Below are 20,740 nucleotides of genomic sequence, written 5' to 3'. Positions count from 1 at the left end.
TTGGAGGCGAATAGGTTAACCATTGCCGCACAAGTAATCCTGACCTATAAAAAATATATCCGTAAAATATATCACAAACGGAATTATCAATATGAACATCACTAAGACAAGAATTTATACCATCAGCCTTGGCTGCCCCAAAAACAGGGTCGATACCGAAAGAATGCTCGGCGCATTCGGTGATAACATGATCCCCGCATCAACTGCGGAAGAATCAAACCTTGTACTGATCAACACCTGTGGTTTTATCGGCCCTGCAACGGAAGAATCAGTTGATACCATCCTTGAAGCCGCCGAAGCCATCAAGGACCTCAACCCCCGTCCGGTACTGGCTGTGGCCGGATGTCTGGTCAGCCGATACGGCAAGCTGAGCGAACAGATGCCGGAAGTGGACCTCTGGCTGTCCACCCACGAACTGGATCAATGGCCGGGACTGGCCGCCAAAGCCCTTAATAAAGAATTTACCGTTTCAGATAAGCGGGCCATCAGCACCGGCCCATCCTACGCTTACCTTAAAATCAGTGAAGGCTGTTCCCACTCCTGTAGATTCTGTACCATTCCTTCCATCCGTGGCCCCCATGTAAGCCGCAATCTGAATAGTCTGGTAGACGAAGCCCGCTACATCCTTGACCAAGGCGTACCGGAACTGGTCGTTGTGGGACAGGATACCACGGCTTACGGCAGTGACCTTGACGATAAGGAAACAAACCTGCGCTCCCTCATTGAAAAGCTGCTCCCTCTTAAAGGGATGGAATGGCTGCGACTCATGTATCTCTATCCCGCGGGGCTGACTGATTCCATGCTTTCTTTTCTTGCTCAGGCCGGGAAACCGCTGCTGCCATATTTCGATATACCCATCCAGCATGCCCATCCGGAAGTACTCTCATCCATGGGCCGTCCCTTTGCCCGCGACCCGCGCAAGGTCATTGACCGGGTTCGCAAACACATCCCCCATGCGGTACTGCGCACCAGCATAATCGTGGGCTATCCCGGCGAGACCGAAGAGCATTTCAACACCCTTGTTGACTTTGTAAAGGAAACCCGCTTTCAGAATCTTGGCGTATTCGCCTACCAGCCGGAAGACGGAACCCCGGCGGGGGAAATGGACCAGCTGCCCGAAGAACTGCGTGAAGAACGCAGAGAGCAGCTCATGGGAATCCAGTCTGAAATCAGCCGGGAAATCCTTGAAGAAAAAGTAGGGGAAACAATTCAAGTGCTGGTGGAAGAACCAAATGACGAATGGCCCGGACTATTCAATGGGAGGGTCTGGTTTCAGGCCCCGGAAGTGGACGGCACCACCTACGTCAGCGCACCCGAAGACGGCATGGAACTCAAGCCGGGCATGATGGTTGAAGCAGAAATAGATAATGTCACTGATTATGATCTGGTGACTCTGGTTAAATAAAAAAAACTCCCTCTGACCAATGTCAGAGGGAGGTTTTTTTTACATATCAACTATCTCAACTTCTCGATTCTGAAGAGCCGGGTCACTCGCATAAGAGGCCAGAATCTTGGCCCCCTCCCCGACGTAACGAGCTATTTCATCAACAAGTTTACCGCGTTGGCAAAAAATATTTTCCGGGGAATAGGTCATGCCGCTTTTCCCTTTGAGTTCAAGGGAAAATTTCAATCCGGCCTTGGGTGTCATTTCTTTAGGCCCACGGTCACTTTCCTGCCCGGCCACGGTCAGCACCGCTTTTTTGAGGACCTCCCGGTTCTCCCAGAAACTCCTGTTGAGCTTGATAATCTCGCCATTACTCAGCTCAAGCTTGGCAGGCGAAATACCCTTGGAAAATTTATACTTGGAAGAAAGGACCACCCGGTGCTTCCCGCCACCTCTAATTGAATAGATGGCGTAAGTACCCAATGAAGCAAAAGCCGTAAGCCCGATCAATAAAAACACTATCTTTTTAAACTTTGAATTCATTACCAAAAACCTATCTTCTTAATGCAACTTAACATTCTACAAAGACAGGCTTATAGTAAAACAAACGCCAACAATCAACCACGAACGTATTATAAACTTCTAACTATCCGCCATTACAACGAACAATCTTCGCATCAGCCTGCTCTTTGCGTTCATAGGCAGCCGAAGCTTCTACAGCATCGGCCCATGAATCAAATCTGCCGAAACGAACACAATACCACTTACGGTTATTGGCGGAAGGAATCTCTACTACATAGGCCTCATAACCTTGACCGCTTAGCCGCTGGCGAACTTTGACTGCAGACTTCTCTTTACGGTTGGAGCTGACCTGTACTGCATAATTTACCGGCTTAAGTCCGGCACTGATCCTTGGGGAAGGTCTGCTGCGCTTTACAACAACAGCGGATTCATTTTTATCCACCTTGCCCTTCTCACGTACATCAAAAAACTGCCACGCCAACGGTCCATCGAGGGGGCGGGAATAAATAAGATACTGCCCCTCGCCATCGGACATGAAATTAAAAATGTCATCCTCTTCCACTTTCATGGAGGAAACGACCTTCCCACTACTGCGATCAATGACCTGCAAACGCACTGCCGGATAAACTCCACCCTCTTCCATGGCAAAGGAAATGGTGGAATTAACTGCAAACACAGCTACGCCCTGCTGTTTCTTGGACTTGGTAACTACATTCAATCCCTTGTAGGAGGGCGATTCCGTGCGCACAGGCAAAGGAAGGGACATGACCGGATCACCGTAAAAAACAAGATCATACAATGGGGCAAGGCTCTCGCCCTCAAGCAGGTTCTGGGCAAATTGGGCTCGTGCTTCGATCAGGGCATCGCCCATGCGGTGTTTGCCGCTGAAGTAAGCCTTATGAAATTCCATGAGCAAGCGGGGAGTACCGCTGGAATCAACCCGAAAAACACGCCCGTCATCAAGCTCGGCACGGATATTCCCAGCGCTGTTGCAGCCGGTCATCATTGCCAGACCGCCGCCGGAAGAAAGCACCACAGCTTCAGCCGGAGTAGGCATAGTTGAATTAAGCGCAACAACTTCGCAGGAAGGGTTGAGGATAACAGGCAAACCGGGCTTGTACTCAAGGCTCAAAATTTCCGGGACAGACACGATTCCACTCCCGGCCTTAAATCCTTCAGAACGGGCTTCAAGGGCCAGCCATTGCACGGAAACATCATCTTCAGCCAGAGACTGCTGCAACCGCTGCGGAGTCGCTCCCCCGGCAGCCCCGAGATAGCGGATAGCTTCAGGACCGGCAATGCCTTCCTGTTGCAGGTTGAAAAAAAGAAGTTCCGAATCAGAAAGTGACCGCGCGGAAAATCCCTCTCCTCCTATAAATGAAACAGGCCATGCCGGACGAAATTCCCGGTCCCCATACCAGCGTTCATACTTGGCAGCGACAGCTTCAGCCTCGGCACAGTCGCGGGCGGGAATCCTGCCCACGGGCAGCATATTTTCCGGGGCCGAGGCAGAACCTCCGTAGCCGTAATCGGAAAGGAATACTTCAGTTCCATTTGCCACGCTGAATCCGGCAGTGGGAATAATATCCCGGTTGCCGAGGATAAGCACAGACATGACCTTACCGTTCTTATTAAGACGGTCCACCTGACCGCGCACCCCGGAAACCACTTTCTCCACAGACTCGGCTGTACCGTTGCAGGAGGGGACCTTGAGAATGACCGATTTCACACCCTCATATTCACGGTGCAAATAAGAGAAAGAACGGGCTGCGCGCAAAAAATCCGCAGTGCAGACAATCACACTCTTCTTTTCCTCAGTGTAAGGGGCAGAAGAAACCTTAACCGGAGCCAGGACAGGTGCAGCAACAGGTGCAGCTGTTTTGCCGAAACCTTTGACCTTGCATCCGGAAAGCAAAACCATGCAGGCCAGTACCAGCAGGGGGATTAAAATTTTCTTCAGCTTAACCATTCCCTTTCTCCCTGCCTTTTCCGACCTTCTGCAAAATTTCATTCCAAACCATCCGGGCCGTAATATCAGTCATACATTTATGATGCTTTTCCGGGCAGCTTTTACCACCATGCAATCCGCAGGGCCGGCATTTTAAATCATCTCCGCTTTCCAGCACCGTGGAATTTGCGCCGCGCGGAAAAAACCCGAACTTGCGCACCGTGGGCCCGAACATAGCCAGCACAGGCACATTTTGAATCCATGCGATATGCATGGGACCTGAATCATTGGTCAGATAAACGTCCAGTTGGCGAATGTGGGCCGCAAGCTGTTGCAAACCCAGTTTCCCAGCCAGATTGATGACCGCATCAGCTTGCCTAGCCTGCGCCAAGATAGACTGACAAAGCTCTTTTTCGTCAGGGCCGCCAAAGAGAATTACTTTGAATCCATCACCGACGCACCTATCGATCACCTGTGCAAAATTCTGCTCCGGCCATTTCTTGGTCTCCCAAGTAGATCCGGGATGGACGCCTATCACCGGGCTATCACCAAGCCCCTTGAAAAATTCTTCCGCCTCACTGATCCTAGCTGCGGGAAGCTCAAGCTTGACCTCCGGTGCCTTGCCGGAAATCCCCAGAGGTTCACCGAGAGCGAGCAATCTTTCCACTTCTTCCTGCTCCTCAAAACGCCGTTTCACTGTCTCGGAATACACAAAACTATTATACCACGGGGCATCGTAGCCGATGCGGTCTTTAATTCCGGTGGACACTGAAACCACAGCCGAACGCATGCTGGTATGTGCAGAGATCCAAAGATCGAAGCCCTGCCTGCCCAGCTTTGCGCCGTAGGAGCGGGCGGCGCCCATGCCTTTTTGCGCGCCGCGTTTGGCAAAACCGTGCACCCCGGCAAGTTCCGGCTGACCTTCGAATAAAGGCTCCACGCCCTTGCGCACAAAAAGATGAATCTCCGCATCAGGAAAGCGCAAAGAAAGGGCTTTGATCAGGGGCAAGGTCAGCACTGCATCGCCAAGAAAGGCGGTCTGCCAAAGGGCTATTTTTTTGTAATTTTTTTTCATTATTTGATTTTGCCTCCGGCGGCACTTTCAGCGGGACCAGAGAAACTTTTTGAAAAAAGTTTCTCTGGACTCTTCAAAAACTTTTATTATGGCTTCGCCGCTTGGAGCAAAAAGTTGTGCAGGATTAAAAAAACATCTTTCCGGCTATAGAACTTACGATCAAAATTACGCCCACAGCCACGGTAACCAGCATTTCAGGATACGGGGTAGTCCAGCGGACCCTTGAACCGACACTCTTCTCAAAACGATAAAAACGGAAAGCCGCGCTGGTCAGGATAACCATCCCCGAAATAATAATGAAAATACCCAGAAAATTCATCTCACTCAGCATTCTCGCCGGGGTTCCGGGCAACATTTTTTCCATATATAATCTGGCCTTCTCAATAACGAAACCGAAACCGAACAACCCCAGCGCAGTCCGGCACCAGGCCAGAAACGTCCGCTCATTAGCCAATAGCGTACGCATTCTGGCAAGTTCGTTATTGTCCAGCGGGTCTTTGTCATGTCCAGCCATTTGCCAACTCCGGATTTTCTGGTCTACACTTCTTGATCTTGAATATATATGCCTATAATCTGTAATGAGAATGCGGGCAACATTGTTCGCGAACTGGAACAACTTCCGGCCTCTTGCCAACCCCGGCGGGCCGCATCATAAAGGACCGAAAATGAAATACATCATGTTTGAGGATTTTTCAGGCGATCCACTGCCCATACTCATCCCCAACCGCATCGGCTACCTCGAATTCAGGGAACAGATCCCCTACACCAACGTACTCTCCGCCGGATACGTGCAGCTGCGCCCCACAGGCATCACCTGCCACGGCGAAGCCAAAGAACTTGGGGCTGCCGCCCGCGAAGAAGACGCAAAGATCATCTCTGAAAAGCTGGAAGCACCGGAGTATTAAAGATACCAATTGGGCAAAAGCTGGAGGATTCTGCTTTTTCTACAGCCCTTAATCAAGATTTATTTTCAGCACTTCCTAAAGCCGATCTCTTGCAGGTCGGCTTTTTGCGGCCCTCTAAGGTAATCATTTTATGTTTACTAACAACCTCGCAAAGGTTACCATACAGTCATGGAATGGAAAATAATATTCACTGGCAAATCCCGAAAACAAATTAACAAACTGCCACCCAAGGTACTTGAAGCGTTAAATTTCCTGCGTAGTGATATTGAAGCAGACGGCCTGACCCAACAAAGCTGGCCTAATTACGGCAAACTAAAAGGTAAAAAAGGATTTCACCATTGCCATTTGAACAAGGGTAAACCCCGCTATGTGGCTGTCTGGTGTGTAGAAAATAACAAAATCAAGGTTGTGGAGATTCGCTATGTTGGAACTCACGAAAAAGTCAACTACGGAAAAATCAGCTGAACTCTGCCTGAAAGTTCCAGCCGATGAAATCCATATCATTGGCGAAGCCCTCAAAAATTTCCTGCGACTGGCAAAATACGAAGTTCGGGAAGTCAACGGCGTAGGAGAGGAAATTTTCAGCGCGGAAGAAGTTCTTCCTGAACCGACTCCTGCCTCAAACCTGCGCGGCGCACGCTTTCGCGAAGACCTGACTCAGGCAGAGCTTGCCGCAAAGGTCGGAGTCCATAAAAATCATATCTCCGATATGGAAAGAGAAGTGCGTACAATAAGCATTGATATGGCCAAACGATTGGGCAAGGCCCTGAACACCTCCTACAAACGTTTTCTGTAAAAAAATACGCCAAAACAAAAAGAGGTCAGCCGGAAATCCGGCTGACCTCTTTATTTATCAATATCCTTCGTACTAATCGTACTTAACAGCACTGATCTTCATGAGCTTATCCCATGTGTGGACAGCTTCAATGTGGCGTACGGTTCCGGTCTTGCCGCGCATGACCAGAGAAGTGGTTTCCGCGCCGTAGCCGAGGTAACGGACTCCGCGCAGGAAGGTTCCGCCGGAAATACCGGTGGCGGAAAAGAAGATATCATCACTCTTGACCAGATCATTTACGGTCATAATGTTACGCAGATCATAGCCCTGCTCTTCAAGAGCGCCTTTTTCAGACTCGGACTGAGGATCAAATTTTGCGAACATTTCGCCACCCATGATGCGGATAGCGCAGGCAGCAAGCACCCCCTCGGGAGTACCGCCGGTTCCGATCATAACATCAACCGGGCTACGGGGGTCAACAACCATAAGTGCGCCGGCAACATCACCGTCGGTGTGCAGCTGAATACGTGCCCCGGCATCGCGGATTTCCTGAATCAGTCCGTGGTGTCTCGGTTTTTCCAGAACGAAAACAACGAGGTCGTCCACATCCTTGTTCAGGGCCTTGGCAATCTTGACGAGGTTGTCCTTGACCGGAGCGTTGATGTCGACCATGTTCCTTGCGGCGGTAGGTACAACCAGCTTCTGCATGTAGTAGCTGGGACCCGGGTCAAGCATCATTCCGGTGGGAGCAACACCGACAACAGAAATTGCGTTGGGACGACCGTAAGCCAGCAGGTTGGTGCCTTCAACGGGGTCCACGGCAACGTCCATACCCGGACCTTCGCCAAGCCCCAGCTTCTCACCGTTGTAAAGCATGGGAGCATGGTCTTTCTCGCCTTCACCGATAACAACTGTACCGCTGATTTCCAGGCTGTTGAAACTGAGACGCATAGCATCGACCGCAGCCTGATCACCGGCGTTTTTGTCACCCCGGCCCAGCCATCTGGCGGAAGCCAGTGCCGCAGCTTCGGTTACCCTAACAAGGTCAAGAGCCAAATTTCTCTGGGGAGCTTCCATTTATCTATCTCCAAATGAGTGAAGTAAATTGTTTAAGTTCCGTGTAACAATGCATATGCCAATTACATAAAAAGGGCCGTCAGTCCAGCATTCATATACTGTTCTCGCGGCCCGGAGTACTAAAATCGAACCATCGCCCCTAACATATAACATAGAAGTTGATTTTTCGGGCGTGCGAGCTTATTAAAGAAAACATCTAAACTTTTTTTAGAACAATTGCCTGTATTTTTACTGCTGTTTCATTGGGCAAAAACATTTAATATAAAGATATTCGACCTAAAAAAATGCGCAAATTTTTTATTCCAAATCTGATCATGGCCCTTTTCCTTGCAGGACTGCTTGTTTCAGTCATACCTGCCAGCGCATTCGGGGCGAGTATAAAAGATGATTTCACTATTGCATGGAAGCAATTCCACGCTCTTTCCAAAAACAAAAAAAAATCTCAGTACCGTTCCGAATGGGAAAAAGTCGGTAAAAAATTCCGCAATGTATTTAAAAGGTCCACTCGAGGAACTTACGCCCCTAAATCCCTTTACTATTTAGGCAGAACCTACGAGGAACTGGGCAACCGCAGCGGCATGAAAAAAGATTTCCGCACTTCGGTTGATTACTACGGGCGCATGATATCCAACTTTCCCTCCCACCAGTGGACGGACGACAGCATCTACCGCCGTGCAGAGATCAGATTACGTAAACTGCACGAAAAAGACCTTGCCTATTCTGACTACCTGACCATCGTACACCGCTATGCCAAGTCGGATATGTATTCCAAGGCCCGCAAACGACTGGACTCCATGGACCGGAAAGGTATTTCAGGGAAAAAGACAAAACATAAAAAGCCTTCCGGAACCATTATCCCGGCTAAAAAGGCATCTACAAAAAGCAGTAGAAAATCGTCAAGTAAGGCCAAGCTTCTTTCAGTGCGCTATACCAGCAGTGACAGCTACACCCGTGTGGTTCTCGACCTCGACGAAGAGGTGCGTTACCGCTATCAGATTCTGAATCCGAACCAGAGTGTAAACCGCCCGCACAGGCTTTATATCGACCTTGAGAACACTGTTCTGGGCAACGGAGTACACAAGGCAACCCATGTTGCGGACGGCATTCTCAAAGATATTCGATCCGCCCAGCGTGACCCCCGGACCACCCGCGTGGTGCTCGATTTCAATGCCATGCAGGATTACAAAATTTTCCCACTGGAAAATCCCTTCAGGCTGGTTGTTGACGTTCAGGCACCCGAAGAAGGAAAAGTGGTGGAAAACAAAAGTCCGGTCCGCCATTCCACACCCAGGAAATCCAAACCTCAAAAATACACCCCCCCGGCAAACAGCAAAAAAATGGCCGGAGAACTGCTGGAACAGCTGGGCCTGACTTTCAAAACCATCATGCTTGATCCCGGTCACGGCGGAAAAGACCCCGGAGCATCTGCCAACGGACTGAAAGAAAAGAACATCAACCTGCGTTTTGCCAAAATACTTGCCGCAAAACTCAAGAAAGCCGGGTTCACAGTCATGTACACCCGGACCAAGGATAAGTTCATCCCTCTTGAAGAACGGACCGCCATGGCCAACATCAAGAAGGCTGACATGTTTATTTCCATCCACTGCAACGCGCACCGCAGTTCAAGGATCAACGGCATTGAAACCTATACCTTGAACCTTGCCCGCAACCGTAACGCGGTCCGTGTAGCTGCCCGTGAAAACGCGGTCTCAGCCAAGCGAATCAGTGATTTGCAGGTCATTCTTACCGATCTGATGCTCAATTCCAAGATGAAGGAAAGCAAGGATCTGGCTAAAAATATCCATACAGGATCACTGAAGAATATCCGCAGAAAATGGTCGGTAAAAGATCAGGGTGTACGCGAAGCTCCTTTCTACGTGCTTATGGGTGCGAAGATGCCTTCCGTGCTTATCGAGCTGGGTTATCTGACCAACCGCACTGAAGCCAAACGACTTAAGACCGACCGCTATCTTTCTTATATTGCCGACGGCATCGTAAAAGGTGTATTGGAATACAAGAAGCAGATTGAAAGGTACGCCAGTCTATAAAGATGCCTTCGGCGACCCTGCCGGGGGCCTTAAACCCTTTTTGTAAAAAGGGTTTAAGAATCCCAAAAACTTTTATTAAGCTTCGCTCTTAGTTTGCAGGAAAAATTATGATCAGCCTCGACATTCCCGGATTCGCCAAGCTTGAAATCGAGCACATTGTTCTGGATTACAACGGAACCCTCGCCCTTGACGGCAACCTGCTGCCCGGCGTGGGCAAGCTGCTTCTGGAGCTTGCTGAAGACGTGCAGATTCACGTACTCACTGCCGATACGCTGGGCCAATGTGAAGAGGAACTTTCCGGCCTGCCCGTCAAAATCCATATCATCGGCGGCAGTCCCGAAGATCAATCCAAGCTTGAGTACTTGAACGTCCTTGGTCCTGATAAATGCGCCTGCATCGGCAATGGCCGCAACGACATGCTCATGCTCAGACAGGCCGCGCTCGGCATCATCATCTCCGGGGCCGAATGCATGTCCATGAAAGCCGCACGTTCCGCTGATCTGGTGGCAACAGATATCTCCAGTGCGCTAGGCCTATTTACCCATCCCGTGCGTCTGCTTACGACTCTGCGAAATTAATCAAAATAGAATTGAACCATGTTAATTTTAAAATGCTCTGCTTGCAGACGCAAACTGTGGAAATATTACAAAATAGGTCAGGGAGAGGTTCATCGCTGCCATAAAGACCGGATCAAGAAGATATGGAACGCCGATGAACGTGACGGCAAAGTATACTGCCCCTGTGGTAAAGCATTCGGCATAGACAGGGGAACTTACTGGACCATGGACAAAAAGGCGTTCACTTATTCGGGAACAAAGACCAATAAATAACCACAATCAGCCTAACAATAGAAAGGGCCCGTAATCATATAAAAAAGATTACGGGCCTTTTTTACAAATCAACTTTAAGCAAAACTAAATGCATTCACACCCTTACCTTGAATATTCTTCAAAACCAGTGCGGCCTTGGTCAGGCTCGCATCAAGATTTGCACCGGACTCTTTGCTGATGGTAAAAGACGCGCTGACCATAAACCTGTCCTGACCGGACACAATCTGCGAGCTGGCAAGAGCCGCTTTAACCGCACCAAGATCACGCTTCAATACTTCAAGGTCGTCGGCAAGGATATAGAAACCGCAATCACTGCGTGCGGTCAGCATCCAGCCGAGAGAATGTTGGTCCAACAGGGAAGAAGCCTTTTTCATGGCCGCAAAACCGCCGTCCCAGCCGTATTGGCTGTTGATTTCAAGCATATTGTCCACGCTAAAGGCTGCAACAACAGGTGTATTGCCTTTTTTAGTGGATTCTTCAAAAAGGTCACGGCCCTTATCAAGGAAAAAATTGAGATTGGAAAAACCGGTCAGGGGGTCACGGCTGTATGCGTCCTTGATGGAACGGATACGCTCAAGCTCGTTAAGATTATTGGTAACCCGCCATGAAAATTCTTCCACCTCAAAAGGTTTTTTAAGAAAATCATTGGCCCCGCGCTTAAGGAATTTAGCGGTGATAGCTCCGGAATCATGGGCCGAAACACCAAGTATTGCCAACTGATCGCGGCTATGGGTTTTACGCACCTCGCTGACCAACTCAAAACCGTCCAGATTAGGCATTTCATAGTCGGTAAGCAGCAGCTTCACATCCGGGTTGGCCTTGATCAGCTCGAGAGCTTCTGCACCATCATTCCCGGCCAAAACGGTAAAGTTAAGCCGCTCCAGCAACATTTGCATAATTTTACGGGCCGTGGAGTTGTCCTCGGCTACAACCACTTTGATTTCATGATTGGAATGTATGCGATGGATCAGGTCAACCATTTCCTCAAGGTCTTCACGCCTGGATTTATTGAAATAGTCCAGCACGCTTTTCTCGATAAAACGGTTGCGGATTTCTTCATCAAAAGTGGAGGTGAGAACGATACAGGGAATCTTCCGGGAAAGGACGTAATCCACAGCTTCCCCGTCCGGGGCACCTTTGATGTTCAGGTTCAGAACTGCGATAAAAACATCATCGCCATCATTCTCAAGCTTGCTTTCAAGCTCATCCATGGAGTTGACCACCATGGTATCAAAAGGTGTAATGGATTCTATATGCTCGGTAATTATTCTTGCCTGAGTGTTGCTGTTTTCAACCACAAGTACGGTATTTTTCGCTGTCTGGCCGGACATGCTGCCCCCTTTAATTTCGTTTTAATTAAGATAGACGAGTAGGAGCAAGATACACTTTGGAAAAAGATTAAGGCAAGTCAAATCATTGCGAGTGGATTATAAAATTTGAAAAATATCCGCGATCAAGCCCCTCACTTCTCCATAACCGGGTTCGAATAGAACTCTATGATCTCTTCCGAATCTATCGGGTCCGGCGGAAATTCACTGCTGCGGGAAATTGCTTCGTCTTCTTTACGCTTTTGTTCAAGATGCTCATCAAGAGCTTGGGTGGCATTGCGCGGCTTTTGTGATTCCTGAAATTCATTGACGTTAGCTCCCAACACAGCCACACCGACCACAGCGGCCGTCCCCCAGAGACACCCGGAGCAAAGCAATGGTAAAATGAAAAAACAAAATGCTGCGCGCAGAAATTTATTCAAAACAACAATCGTCCCCCGGCGGGCAAAGCCGGAAACAGGTTAATACAGCCCGACAGGGCTTAACATTAGTTAATCTTCGTCCGGGGTACACCCGCAGCACAATTACTGCAAATTCAACTCTCAACCTTGCGGGTGAGCACCTATGCTCATCCATACGCATTTCTTGAAACACTCTTAGCTAAACTATGTTTTGAAAAATAACATTCGGTATTTTTTTCTTTTTTCGAAATTTATCTGTTTTAAACATACTTTTTGACTGTAAAACAATAAATTGGACTGAAAAACATTACTTGCACTCATGCATCTTTTATAAATCAATTAAAATCTCTGTAAAATTCTATCTAATGTATTTGACAGCTACTACAAAGTACTTTATCCATAATGCTTCCAACGCCAAGTTAGTGAAAAAATAATCCTGAAAGGAGATTCCAAGTGGAAGATTATCTGAAAGAAGCTTTGGAAATTGTCAAAGCACAAGCAAGCGTAAGAACCATGAGTGAAGAAGAGATGACTTCCATGGTCCGCAAACTCTCTGCCGGAATTCAGGCTATTGCCGAAAACTCCCTCCCCGCGCAGGAAGAAGCTCCCGCATGTGAGCCAAAAAAATCCATTAAGGAAAAATCCATTGTCTGCTGTGAATGTGGTAAATCCTTTAAGATCATCACCAAGAAGCACCTTGCTTCCCACGGTCTGACCCCTGATGAATACCGCGAAAAATACGGCCTCAAGAAAAAGACCCCGCTGGTCTGCAAATCTTTGCAGCGCGAACGCCGTAAAAAAATGAAGGAAATGAAACTCTGGACCAAGCGCGGTAAATAGAGTTTTTCAAAGCACATTTCCATTGTTAGAAAAGCGCGGTAAGTCAACAGGCTTACCGCGCTTTATTTTTCAGCAGTTGTTCAGATTAAGACTGCTTCAACTGATCCACAATCTTACTTAATTCGCTGGTCATTTCCGCCAATTCTTCAATGGCAATGGCGGACTGGGCCATACTCTCTGAGGTTTCGGCAGATATTCTGGAAACCTCCTCCACAGCCTGATTAATCTCTTCAGATGCTGCAGACTGCTCTTCTGCCGCAGTTGCAATAGACTGAACCTGCTCAGCATTCTCCTGGGCATAGTTCAAGATATTTTCCAGAACTTCACCGGAATTTGCAGCCAATTCAGTAGTCTCATCAACTGACCCGGCCGCATGATCCATGGATTTAATATTCTTGCGGGCAGCTGCCTGAATGGAAGAAATACTTTCCCCAACCTGCTGAGTTGCCCCGATTGTTTTTTCCGCCAACTTTCGGACCTCATCGGCAACAACGGCAAATCCGCGTCCGGCCTCACCCGCACGGGCCGCCTCAATAGCAGCGTTCAAAGCCAGCAGATTGGTCTGGTCGGCAATATCATTAATCACATCCATAATCGCGCCGATGCTGTCCGCCTGTTCTCCCAAAGAAGTGAGGTCGGCTTTCATGGCCTGAGTCTGCTGCTGAACATTACTGACCGACTCAATAACCTTATTGACCAGATTAGTTCCCTTGTCCGCAGCTTCTTGCGTACTCATGGCATTGGAGGCGGCATCACCGGAATTACGGGCCACTTCTAAAACAGACGCGTTCATCTGCTCCATACTGGTTGCGGTCTCGGTCATACGCTCCCGCTGGACCTCTGTAGAGTTATTAATCTCATCAGCCTGTGCTGCAAGTTCTTCAGTGCCGGAGGCAATACGATCCACCACACCTTCAATCTGGGATGCAGCCTGAAGAATTCCTTCCCTCGTAGCCCGGTCAGCCTGTTCACGCGCTTCTTCAGCTTCCGCCATAGCCTTGCGCGCTCGCTCTGCTTCCTGCTCGGCAAGTGCACTTTTCTCTTCAGTATCACGAATCATGTCCTTAAGCTTGCCGACCATGGTCCGCAGGGCTTCGGCCAATACCCCCACCTCATCATTCTGTTGAACATCAAGGGTCTTATCCAGATCACCGCCTGCCACGGCTGCCGCAAACTCAACACCCTTGCCGAGCGGCTTGAAGATTAGTGAAGAAGCAAGAAAATTAAGCATCAAAGCAGCCAGAATGAGAGCAAGAACAGCAACAATAGCATTCTGTTGCAGGTTGGCAGTGGAATCCTGATTAATTACGTCCAGTTCTTCATAGGTCCAGACTTTCCAGTTCAACCCTTCAATAATATAGAGACTTCCTTCGTAAGATTTGCCGTCAAGAGAAAACTTAACCCTACCGTTTGAAGTCTGGTCGCGATACTTTTCAAGTTCAGGTATGCTTTCCCAAAGACTTTTACCGATAAGCTCTTTATCCCGGTTGGCCATAATGTAGCCGTCAGCACGAGTCAGAAATATATTTTTGTGATCCAGTACGCTGTTAGCAAATTCGGTAATATCAGTCAGTCCGAGGTTGATGCACAAAGTTGCTTGCATCCTCCCGTCTTTCATAATGGGAACACCGGCAGCCATAACAATTGCACCGATGGAAGAAGTATAAGGAGTGGTAATTATCCTTTTTTCCCCACCGAATAACCGTTTGTACCACTCACGTTGCTTTGCTTTGACTTTAAAATTGGGGATTATCCCTTCTCGACCGGCAGTATATGTACTGCCATCAGAAAAACAAAAATAAGCCTCGCCGGCTCTGGTCTGCTCTTTTAGCTGTTTGGAAAGATTGATTCGGTAAGTTAGTAGCTCATCGCCGGATAAGTTCGGCACGCCGTTGAACATCCGTGCAGCCAGCTCAAGAGCATTGAAATAAATATCGGTCTTTTCCCCTACAGCCTTGCCTACTGCCCGGGAGACGGTATCCAGCTCATCAAGTTCAGCTTTGTGAGATGACAAACTAAAGCTCTGGTAGGAAATTCCGGTCATCACAATAACGACCACTGTAAAAAACGCAAAAACACTGAAAACAATCTTGTTTTTGGCACTAATGGACACAATCCCTCTCCTGTTGGTTCCGTCCCGACCTGCACTGCCAAAAAATACAGCTACACAAACCGAGACCCACCGTTAACGTTTTAACCTATTCATAACTTGCTCCCTGTTTATTATTGTTATTCCTTCACATTGCGGGATGTGGCATAATTCAAAGTAAATAGCAATATTCCCATATAGTGACATTGACCTAAACCTTTTCACAACTCGATTTCTGTTTTATAGAAATAGATGAACCTGCTGTACTAAACCTGATCCGGGCAGACGCATCTTTATGAACAGAAGAACATTCCTGAAATCCATATGCTCCTTATCCGCCTCCGCTTGGCTGTGCGGATTCTCCAGCTATGCCGGGGCGCAGGAAATTGCCCGGGCAGCAAAAGAGAAGGATCTTAAGGATTACCTGCACCGCATGGCTAATTTCGATAAGCCGCAACCCGGTGACCTGATTCTGAACAAAAAGGAACTCACCCTGCTTAAATCATCCCTGAGAAGATTACGCCGGGTTCAACGCACTGTGGGGTTCGGCAATTTTTGTGTACTCAGCTTTGATGATGCCCTGAAATTTGCGCGCAACTACTCTTCAATCGGCAGGTTTACCAAGCAGGAACTTGCATTTCTGGACAAGACCTTTCATTTTGATGCCCATGATTACGGTTTTTTCGGCGACAAACCAGTAGACAAACTAACCGCAGCCATCTCCCGCAAAGAACTGATTAAAATTCCGCGCACCGGAAATTTTCTCTACCGGGGAGAACCGCACAAAAAATATCTTAAAATCCGCAAAGAGCTGGGTCGCAAGGTTTACCTGACCTCCGGGGTACGCGGCGTGGTTAAACAATTCATCCTTTTCCTTGCCAAGGCCGAATCTAATGGTGGAAACCTTTCCCTTGCTTCGCGCTCTCTGGCTCCTCCGGGCTATTCCTATCACGGGGTGGGTGATTTCGATGTGGGGGAAAAAGGACTTGGAGCCGCTAATTTCAGTGCCCGTTTTGCCGAAACAGAAACTTGTGTAAAGCTGCGCGAGCACGGCTACCTGCAACTGCGCTACCCGGAAAACAACCTGCTCGGGGTACGCTTCGAACCGTGGCATATTAAAGTTTAGCTAAAGATTTTTATTTTTTAGGACGATACATACAATACATATCGGCTTGCGCGTTTACTTTGCGGGCAAAAATGGCTAATTGTTTAGACATTGATGTACCAACGATAACTGACACGGGTTTTAAAGCATGAGTAAAATTCTGCAACAGGATGAGGTTGATGCTCTATTAAGAGGCCTTTCCGGCGGAGAGGTTGAAGCGGAGCAGGACATACCGGATGATGATTCCGGTGTTGTTTCCTTTGACCTTGCCAACCAGGACCGCATTATCCGCGGTCGTATGCCCGTTCTTGAAATCGTCAATGACCGTTTCGCGCGTCTGGCTACCAACAACCTTGCCAACACCATGCGCAAAAGGGTGGACATCAACCCCATTTCCATCGATATGTCCAAGTTCGGGGACTTTATGCGTTCCCTGCCTGTTCCGACATCACTTTCCATCTTTAAAATGGACCCCTTGCGCGGTAATGCCATCCTCGTTGTAGACTCCCGACTGGTTTTCGCACTGGTGGAAAGCTTTTTCGGCGGCTCAGGCTCCCAGCCCAAAGTCGAAGGCCGTGACTTCACACCTATTGAACAGGCCATTGTAGACCGAGTAGTAAAAATCGCCCTCTCAAACCTTGAAGACTCGTGGCGTCCGGTACACGAAGTTCACCTCGAGCTGGTCCGTTCCGAGGTTAACCCGCAGTTCGCGGCAATCGTACCGCCTTCGGACGTTGTTGTGGTCATCACCTTTGAAGTTGAACTGGAAAACGCCATCGGTTCACTCATCGTCTGTCTGCCCTACTCCACGCTGGAACCCATTCGTTCCAAGCTGCACGCTTCCTTCCAGTCCGAACGTCTGGAAATCGACCACGTCTGGGTCAGCCGTTTTAAAGAAAGATTACTGGAAACCCCCATTGATTTGCTGGTTCGCCTCGGCAAAACCAAAATTACCGGCCGTCAGTTGCTTAACCTTGAAGAAGGCGATCTCCTGTTGCTGGATACTGATGAGGAAGATATGCTTGAATGCGAGGTGGGCGGCGTACTCAAATATCTCGGGTCTCCCGGACGGGTTAAGGCCAACCGTGCCTTTCAGATTGCCCATGCAATCGAACCAAAAATGACTTAAAGTTAAGCGCATCAAATCTTGACTCGCGCCGTGGGCCTGCCTACAATCCGTAGGTTGACCTGATGCATTTTTTTATTCTCTGAAAATAAAAGGCGCAAATGAACCAAATCACCGGACTGGTACTCACATATAATGGAGCAAGGCTACTCGATGAGTGTCTGCAAAGCCTCTCTTTCTGCGACGAGATACTGCTCATCGATTCCGGGTCCACGGACGCGACCCTTGAAATCGCACGCAAATACAATGCCCGCATCGTCCACAACAATTGGAACGGGGCCATTGAACAGCACAAATTCGCCCTGACTCAAATCACGACCCCATGGGTGGTGACCATTGATCAGGATGAAATAATCTCTCTGGAACTGCGCGAATCCATCGCCGCTAAGCTACAAGGCCCGGATGATGTTGACGGCTACTATTGCCCGCGCCGTTCATGGTATCTGGACCGTTTCATTATGCACAGCGGGTGGTACCCGGACAAACTTTTTCGCATCTACAAACGGGACAGGATCACCATCGGCGGTATCAGGCCCCACGAAGAACTGCGCCCCAAAAACAAGGCCGGAGAAATTTCAGGGGACATCATCCATTACCCCTACGAAAACTTTTCCCAGCATCTGGATAAAATCAACATCTACACTCAGGATGCTGCCGAAGACCTTTATTCGCGCGGCAAACGGAGTTCGCTCGGCTCAGCGCTGGGCCACGGATTTGGCAAATTTTTCAAACAGTATATACTCAAGGCAGGGTTCCTTGACGGACGGGCCGGATTCATAGTCGCAGTGCACGGCTTTTTCTATACATTTCAGAAATATATCCGGCTGGTTGAACTGGAAATGAAGGACAGAAAATGATCAAAGAAGACGTACCGCAAATTATTGAGCTGCCCAAAATTCTGGACAACAGGGGCAACCTTACTTTTATAGAAAACAGTCGCCATATTCCTTTTGATATCAAAAGGGTGTACTATCTATATGACGTTCCCGGCGGTGAAACCCGTGGAGGACACGCCCACAAGCATCTCAGGCAGTATATCATTGCTGCTTCCGGTAGTTTTGACGTGGTTCTGGATGACGGAAAAACCAAGACCAAGTTCTCCCTGAACAGGTCTTATTACGGACTATACATCCCGACCATGACCTGGCGTGAACTTGAAAACTTCTCCTCCGGTTCCGTATGTCTGGTGCTGGCCTCGGAATATTACGATCCGAGCGATTATTACTACAGCTATGATGATTTCATGAAGGCGGTGAAAGAAAATGAAACAGATTAAATTCCTCGATGTCGGCTGGACTTACCAGGCACTGGCCCCCAAAATGGACGCAGCAGCTAAACGGGTTCTCGAATCGGGCTGGTTCATACTCGGCGATGAAGTAAAGGCCTTTGAACACGAATTCGGACTCTACACCGGAGCAAAACATTGCATCGGCTGCGGCAACGGACTGGAAGCCATTGAGCTGGTCCTGCGTGCTGCCGAAGTCGGCCCCGGTGATGATGTACTGGTGCCTTCCAACACCTTTATCGCCACTTGGCTGGCGGTAACCCGCACCGGAGCGAACATCGTCCCGGTGGAGCCAGTAGAAGCCACCTACAACATGGACCCGGCAAAACTGGAAGCAGCACTGACCCCGGCCACCAAGGCCATTATTCCGGTTCACCTCTACGGTCAGCCCGCAGACATGGACCCGATCATGGCATTTGCTGAAAAGAATTCCCTGTTCGTAGTCACTGACGCGGCTCAGGCTCACGGCGCGGTTTACAAAGGGGGCATGTCCGGCACACTCGGTCACGCTGCGGCCTTCAGCTTCTACCCCGGCAAAAATCTCGGAGCATTCGGTGACGGCGGCGCGGTGACCACCATGGACGACAAGATAGCCGAACGGGTGCGCAAACTCGCCAACTACGGTTCAACTGAAAAATATGTCCACGATTGCAAAGGATTCAACAGCAGGCTTGATGAAATGCAGGCCGCTTTCCTGCGCGTGAAGCTGGACAAGCTGGATATCTGGAACTGGACCCGCAAGACCGTTGCCGGGATCTACCTTGAAGGACTCAAGGACACACCGCTGGTGCTTCCGGCTATTTCCGAAGACGTGCAGTCTGTCTGGCACCTTTTCGTTGTGCGCTGCAAGGACCGCGACGGGCTGATCAAACATCTTGCTGACAACAAAATCGAAGCGTCCATCCATTATCCTATCCCCCCTCACAAACAGGGTGCGTACAAGGAGATGGCCGGTCTTTCTCTGCCCATCAGTGAAGCAATCCACAGTGAAGTGCTTTCCCTGCCCATAGGACCGCACATGATTGAAGAAGATGCTCAGCGGGTTGTAGAAGTCGTGAAGGACTTCTTTTAATGTTGATTGTAATGTAAAGTTTAACACTCCCACCTGACCAGGTGGGAGTGTATTTGAAAAAATTAAGCCCACAGTAAACTTTTTGTTTTGCGACCAAGCCCCCCCAACAACGGAGGGACAGTTCCTGTGAGCTATAGCACTTTACACTTCAGAGCTACTCAAATTGGTAGAGTTAAACTTCTCACTATATGAAAACAAACATTTCCTCACAGTAAGGAAGTTTATTTCAAAACGATTTATAGTTAGATCAATGATTAATGAAATGTTTATTACTCTTTTTAAGGATGTATCTTTAAAATCCGTAAGCTCATTTAAATTTGATCGCGGAAAAATTGTTTTGGATATGAGGAATTGCAAGTTAAATTGCAAACAAAAGATTTTTTGCGCCCCTCAGCCCCAATGCAAAGAGCTCAGAATGTAAATACAAACGTCCTACTGCGTCAATATTTCCCAAAGAAGATGTCTTTTTAGGATTTAACACAAGAAAAAGTAAAATGGATATCCAAGCAAAGGATTCTTTCATCCTTAATATTCTATTGTTCCTAAGCATCAGAACCAAAAAGAAGACTCCCAATGGGGTCTCCCCGTCAGGTAGACAGTTTTATAGGACCCCATTAAGAAGATTTAAGCGGCCAGTTTTTCCCAGAGTTTCATCGGTGAAAGCTGGGCGACTCTTTTTTGAAAGCGTTCACTGCTATAGAAGTTAATATAACAATATATTTTATGAATCCTTTCTTGCTCACTTAGGATTACTTTGTGGAGCCCTTTCGTATTCAAATAATTAGACTCGACTTTCGGAGAAACTTTTACAGCCTAAGCAACAGTCAACACATTGAAATAAAATAAATATTTTGTTGAAGGGTCCTCTCTTCCTTGGTATTCTGTTATTACCATGCAGCAGTACGATAAAAAAGGAAGGACCCGAATGCA

At 48.4% G+C, this 20,740-nt stretch carries 21 protein-coding genes; 13 read left to right on the top strand and 8 right to left on the bottom strand.

Features of this window, described 5'->3' with window-relative positions:
• The first annotated feature begins 91 nt into the window (after nucleotides 1–91).
• Nucleotides 92–1,405, top strand: coding sequence for a 30S ribosomal protein S12 methylthiotransferase RimO (gene rimO, locus FMS18_RS05965; protein ID WP_163292837.1), 1,314 nt, complete (start codon nucleotides 92–94; stop codon nucleotides 1,403–1,405).
• A 39-nt stretch (nucleotides 1,406–1,444) separates the two neighbouring features.
• On the opposite strand, the gene FMS18_RS05960 is transcribed toward rimO, so the two are convergent.
• From FMS18_RS05960 to FMS18_RS05945, 4 genes are all read right to left on the bottom strand, one after another.
• Nucleotides 1,445–1,927, bottom strand: a complete 483-nt coding sequence (locus tag FMS18_RS05960) for a hypothetical protein (RefSeq protein WP_163292836.1) — start codon at nucleotides 1,925–1,927, stop codon at nucleotides 1,445–1,447.
• Between the two features lie 103 nt (nucleotides 1,928–2,030).
• Complete coding sequence (locus tag FMS18_RS05955) at nucleotides 2,031–3,875, bottom strand: C25 family cysteine peptidase (protein WP_163292835.1); 1,845 nt, start codon at nucleotides 3,873–3,875, stop codon at nucleotides 2,031–2,033.
• Complete coding sequence (gene waaF, locus FMS18_RS05950; RefSeq protein ID WP_163292834.1) at nucleotides 3,868–4,929, bottom strand: lipopolysaccharide heptosyltransferase II; 1,062 nt, start codon at nucleotides 4,927–4,929, stop codon at nucleotides 3,868–3,870. Before waaF ends, FMS18_RS05955 begins: the two co-directional genes overlap by 8 nt.
• A 124-nt stretch (nucleotides 4,930–5,053) precedes the next feature.
• Entirely contained in the window at nucleotides 5,054–5,443 is a 390-nt protein-coding gene (locus tag FMS18_RS05945; RefSeq protein WP_163292833.1) for a YidH family protein, read from the bottom strand.
• Nucleotides 5,444–5,594: 151 nt separating this feature from the next.
• Between FMS18_RS05945 and FMS18_RS05940 the strand changes: the two genes are divergently transcribed.
• The 3 genes from FMS18_RS05940 to FMS18_RS05930 all read left to right on the top strand — a co-directional run bounded on the left by FMS18_RS05940 (nucleotide 5,595) and on the right by FMS18_RS05930 (nucleotide 6,630).
• Nucleotides 5,595–5,834, top strand: a complete 240-nt coding sequence (locus FMS18_RS05940; protein ID WP_163292832.1) for a hypothetical protein — start codon at nucleotides 5,595–5,597, stop codon at nucleotides 5,832–5,834.
• Nucleotides 5,835–6,002: 168 nt separating this feature from the next.
• Nucleotides 6,003–6,299 (top strand): cytotoxic translational repressor of toxin-antitoxin stability system, encoded by a 297-nt coding sequence (locus FMS18_RS05935; protein WP_163292831.1) that lies wholly within the window; start codon nucleotides 6,003–6,005, stop codon nucleotides 6,297–6,299.
• The gene (locus tag FMS18_RS05930) at nucleotides 6,256–6,630 is read left to right on the top strand and encodes a helix-turn-helix transcriptional regulator (RefSeq protein WP_163292830.1); all 375 of its coding nucleotides are present in this window, start codon (nucleotides 6,256–6,258) and stop codon (nucleotides 6,628–6,630) included. Before FMS18_RS05935 ends, FMS18_RS05930 begins: the two co-directional genes overlap by 44 nt.
• A gap of 72 nt (nucleotides 6,631–6,702) precedes the next feature.
• On the opposite strand, the gene glpX is transcribed toward FMS18_RS05930, so the two are convergent.
• Nucleotides 6,703–7,686 (bottom strand): class II fructose-bisphosphatase, encoded by a 984-nt coding sequence (glpX, locus tag FMS18_RS05925; protein WP_163292829.1) that lies wholly within the window; start codon nucleotides 7,684–7,686, stop codon nucleotides 6,703–6,705.
• Nucleotides 7,687–7,970: 284 nt separating this feature from the next.
• Here glpX and FMS18_RS05920 point away from each other — a divergent pair, with 284 nt between their 5' ends.
• The 3 genes from FMS18_RS05920 (at nucleotide 7,971) to FMS18_RS05910 (ending at nucleotide 10,564) form a co-directional block, all read left to right on the top strand.
• Complete coding sequence (locus FMS18_RS05920) at nucleotides 7,971–9,734, top strand: N-acetylmuramoyl-L-alanine amidase (RefSeq protein WP_163292828.1); 1,764 nt, start codon at nucleotides 7,971–7,973, stop codon at nucleotides 9,732–9,734.
• Nucleotides 9,735–9,841: 107 nt separating this feature from the next.
• Nucleotides 9,842–10,312: an HAD family hydrolase gene (locus FMS18_RS05915; protein ID WP_163292827.1), complete on the top strand. Its 471-nt coding sequence runs from the start codon at nucleotides 9,842–9,844 to the stop codon at nucleotides 10,310–10,312.
• Between the two features lie 18 nt (nucleotides 10,313–10,330).
• Entirely contained in the window at nucleotides 10,331–10,564 is a 234-nt protein-coding gene (locus tag FMS18_RS05910; protein WP_163292826.1) for a hypothetical protein, read from the top strand.
• 74 nt (nucleotides 10,565–10,638) lie between these two features.
• On the opposite strand, the gene FMS18_RS05905 is transcribed toward FMS18_RS05910, so the two are convergent.
• On the bottom strand, nucleotides 10,639–11,895 hold the full coding sequence (locus FMS18_RS05905) for a response regulator (protein ID WP_163292825.1): 1,257 nt from the start codon (nucleotides 11,893–11,895) through the stop codon (nucleotides 10,639–10,641).
• Between the two features lie 131 nt (nucleotides 11,896–12,026).
• A complete protein-coding gene (locus FMS18_RS05900) occupies nucleotides 12,027–12,314 on the bottom strand; it encodes a hypothetical protein (protein WP_163292824.1) in 288 nt (95 codons plus the stop codon).
• A 432-nt stretch (nucleotides 12,315–12,746) separates the two neighbouring features.
• Here FMS18_RS05900 and FMS18_RS05895 point away from each other — a divergent pair, with 432 nt between their 5' ends.
• Complete coding sequence (locus FMS18_RS05895; RefSeq protein ID WP_163292823.1) at nucleotides 12,747–13,133, top strand: MucR family transcriptional regulator; 387 nt, start codon at nucleotides 12,747–12,749, stop codon at nucleotides 13,131–13,133.
• Between the two features lie 85 nt (nucleotides 13,134–13,218).
• On the opposite strand, the gene FMS18_RS05890 is transcribed toward FMS18_RS05895, so the two are convergent.
• Nucleotides 13,219–15,246: a methyl-accepting chemotaxis protein gene (locus FMS18_RS05890; RefSeq protein WP_163292822.1), complete on the bottom strand. Its 2,028-nt coding sequence runs from the start codon at nucleotides 15,244–15,246 to the stop codon at nucleotides 13,219–13,221.
• Nucleotides 15,247–15,517: 271 nt separating this feature from the next.
• On the opposite strand from FMS18_RS05890, the gene FMS18_RS05885 reads away from it, so the two are divergent.
• From FMS18_RS05885 to FMS18_RS05865, 5 genes are all read left to right on the top strand, one after another.
• Nucleotides 15,518–16,348 (top strand): M15 family metallopeptidase, encoded by an 831-nt coding sequence (locus FMS18_RS05885; RefSeq protein ID WP_163292821.1) that lies wholly within the window; start codon nucleotides 15,518–15,520, stop codon nucleotides 16,346–16,348.
• Between the two features lie 127 nt (nucleotides 16,349–16,475).
• A complete protein-coding gene (fliM, locus tag FMS18_RS05880; protein ID WP_163292820.1) occupies nucleotides 16,476–17,456 on the top strand; it encodes a flagellar motor switch protein FliM in 981 nt (326 codons plus the stop codon).
• Nucleotides 17,457–17,554: 98 nt separating this feature from the next.
• Nucleotides 17,555–18,310, top strand: a complete 756-nt coding sequence (locus tag FMS18_RS05875) for a glycosyltransferase family 2 protein (RefSeq protein WP_163292819.1) — start codon at nucleotides 17,555–17,557, stop codon at nucleotides 18,308–18,310.
• Nucleotides 18,307–18,729 carry an FdtA/QdtA family cupin domain-containing protein gene (locus FMS18_RS05870; protein WP_163292818.1) on the top strand — a complete coding sequence of 141 codons (423 nt, stop codon included), beginning with the start codon at nucleotides 18,307–18,309 and terminating at the stop codon, nucleotides 18,727–18,729. The genes FMS18_RS05875 and FMS18_RS05870 overlap by 4 nt, the downstream gene beginning before the upstream one ends.
• Nucleotides 18,716–19,810, top strand: coding sequence for a DegT/DnrJ/EryC1/StrS aminotransferase family protein (locus FMS18_RS05865; protein ID WP_163292817.1), 1,095 nt, complete (start codon nucleotides 18,716–18,718; stop codon nucleotides 19,808–19,810). Before FMS18_RS05870 ends, FMS18_RS05865 begins: the two co-directional genes overlap by 14 nt.
• The last annotated feature ends 930 nt before the right edge of the window (nucleotides 19,811–20,740 follow it).

Origin of the sequence: Desulfovibrio sp. JC022 (assembly GCF_010470665.1) — a bacterium.
GTDB lineage: Bacteria > Desulfobacterota > Desulfovibrionia > Desulfovibrionales > Desulfovibrionaceae > Maridesulfovibrio.
The sequence above is the reverse complement of the archived record's forward strand: the minus strand, read 5'-3'. Positions and strand labels throughout refer to the sequence as shown.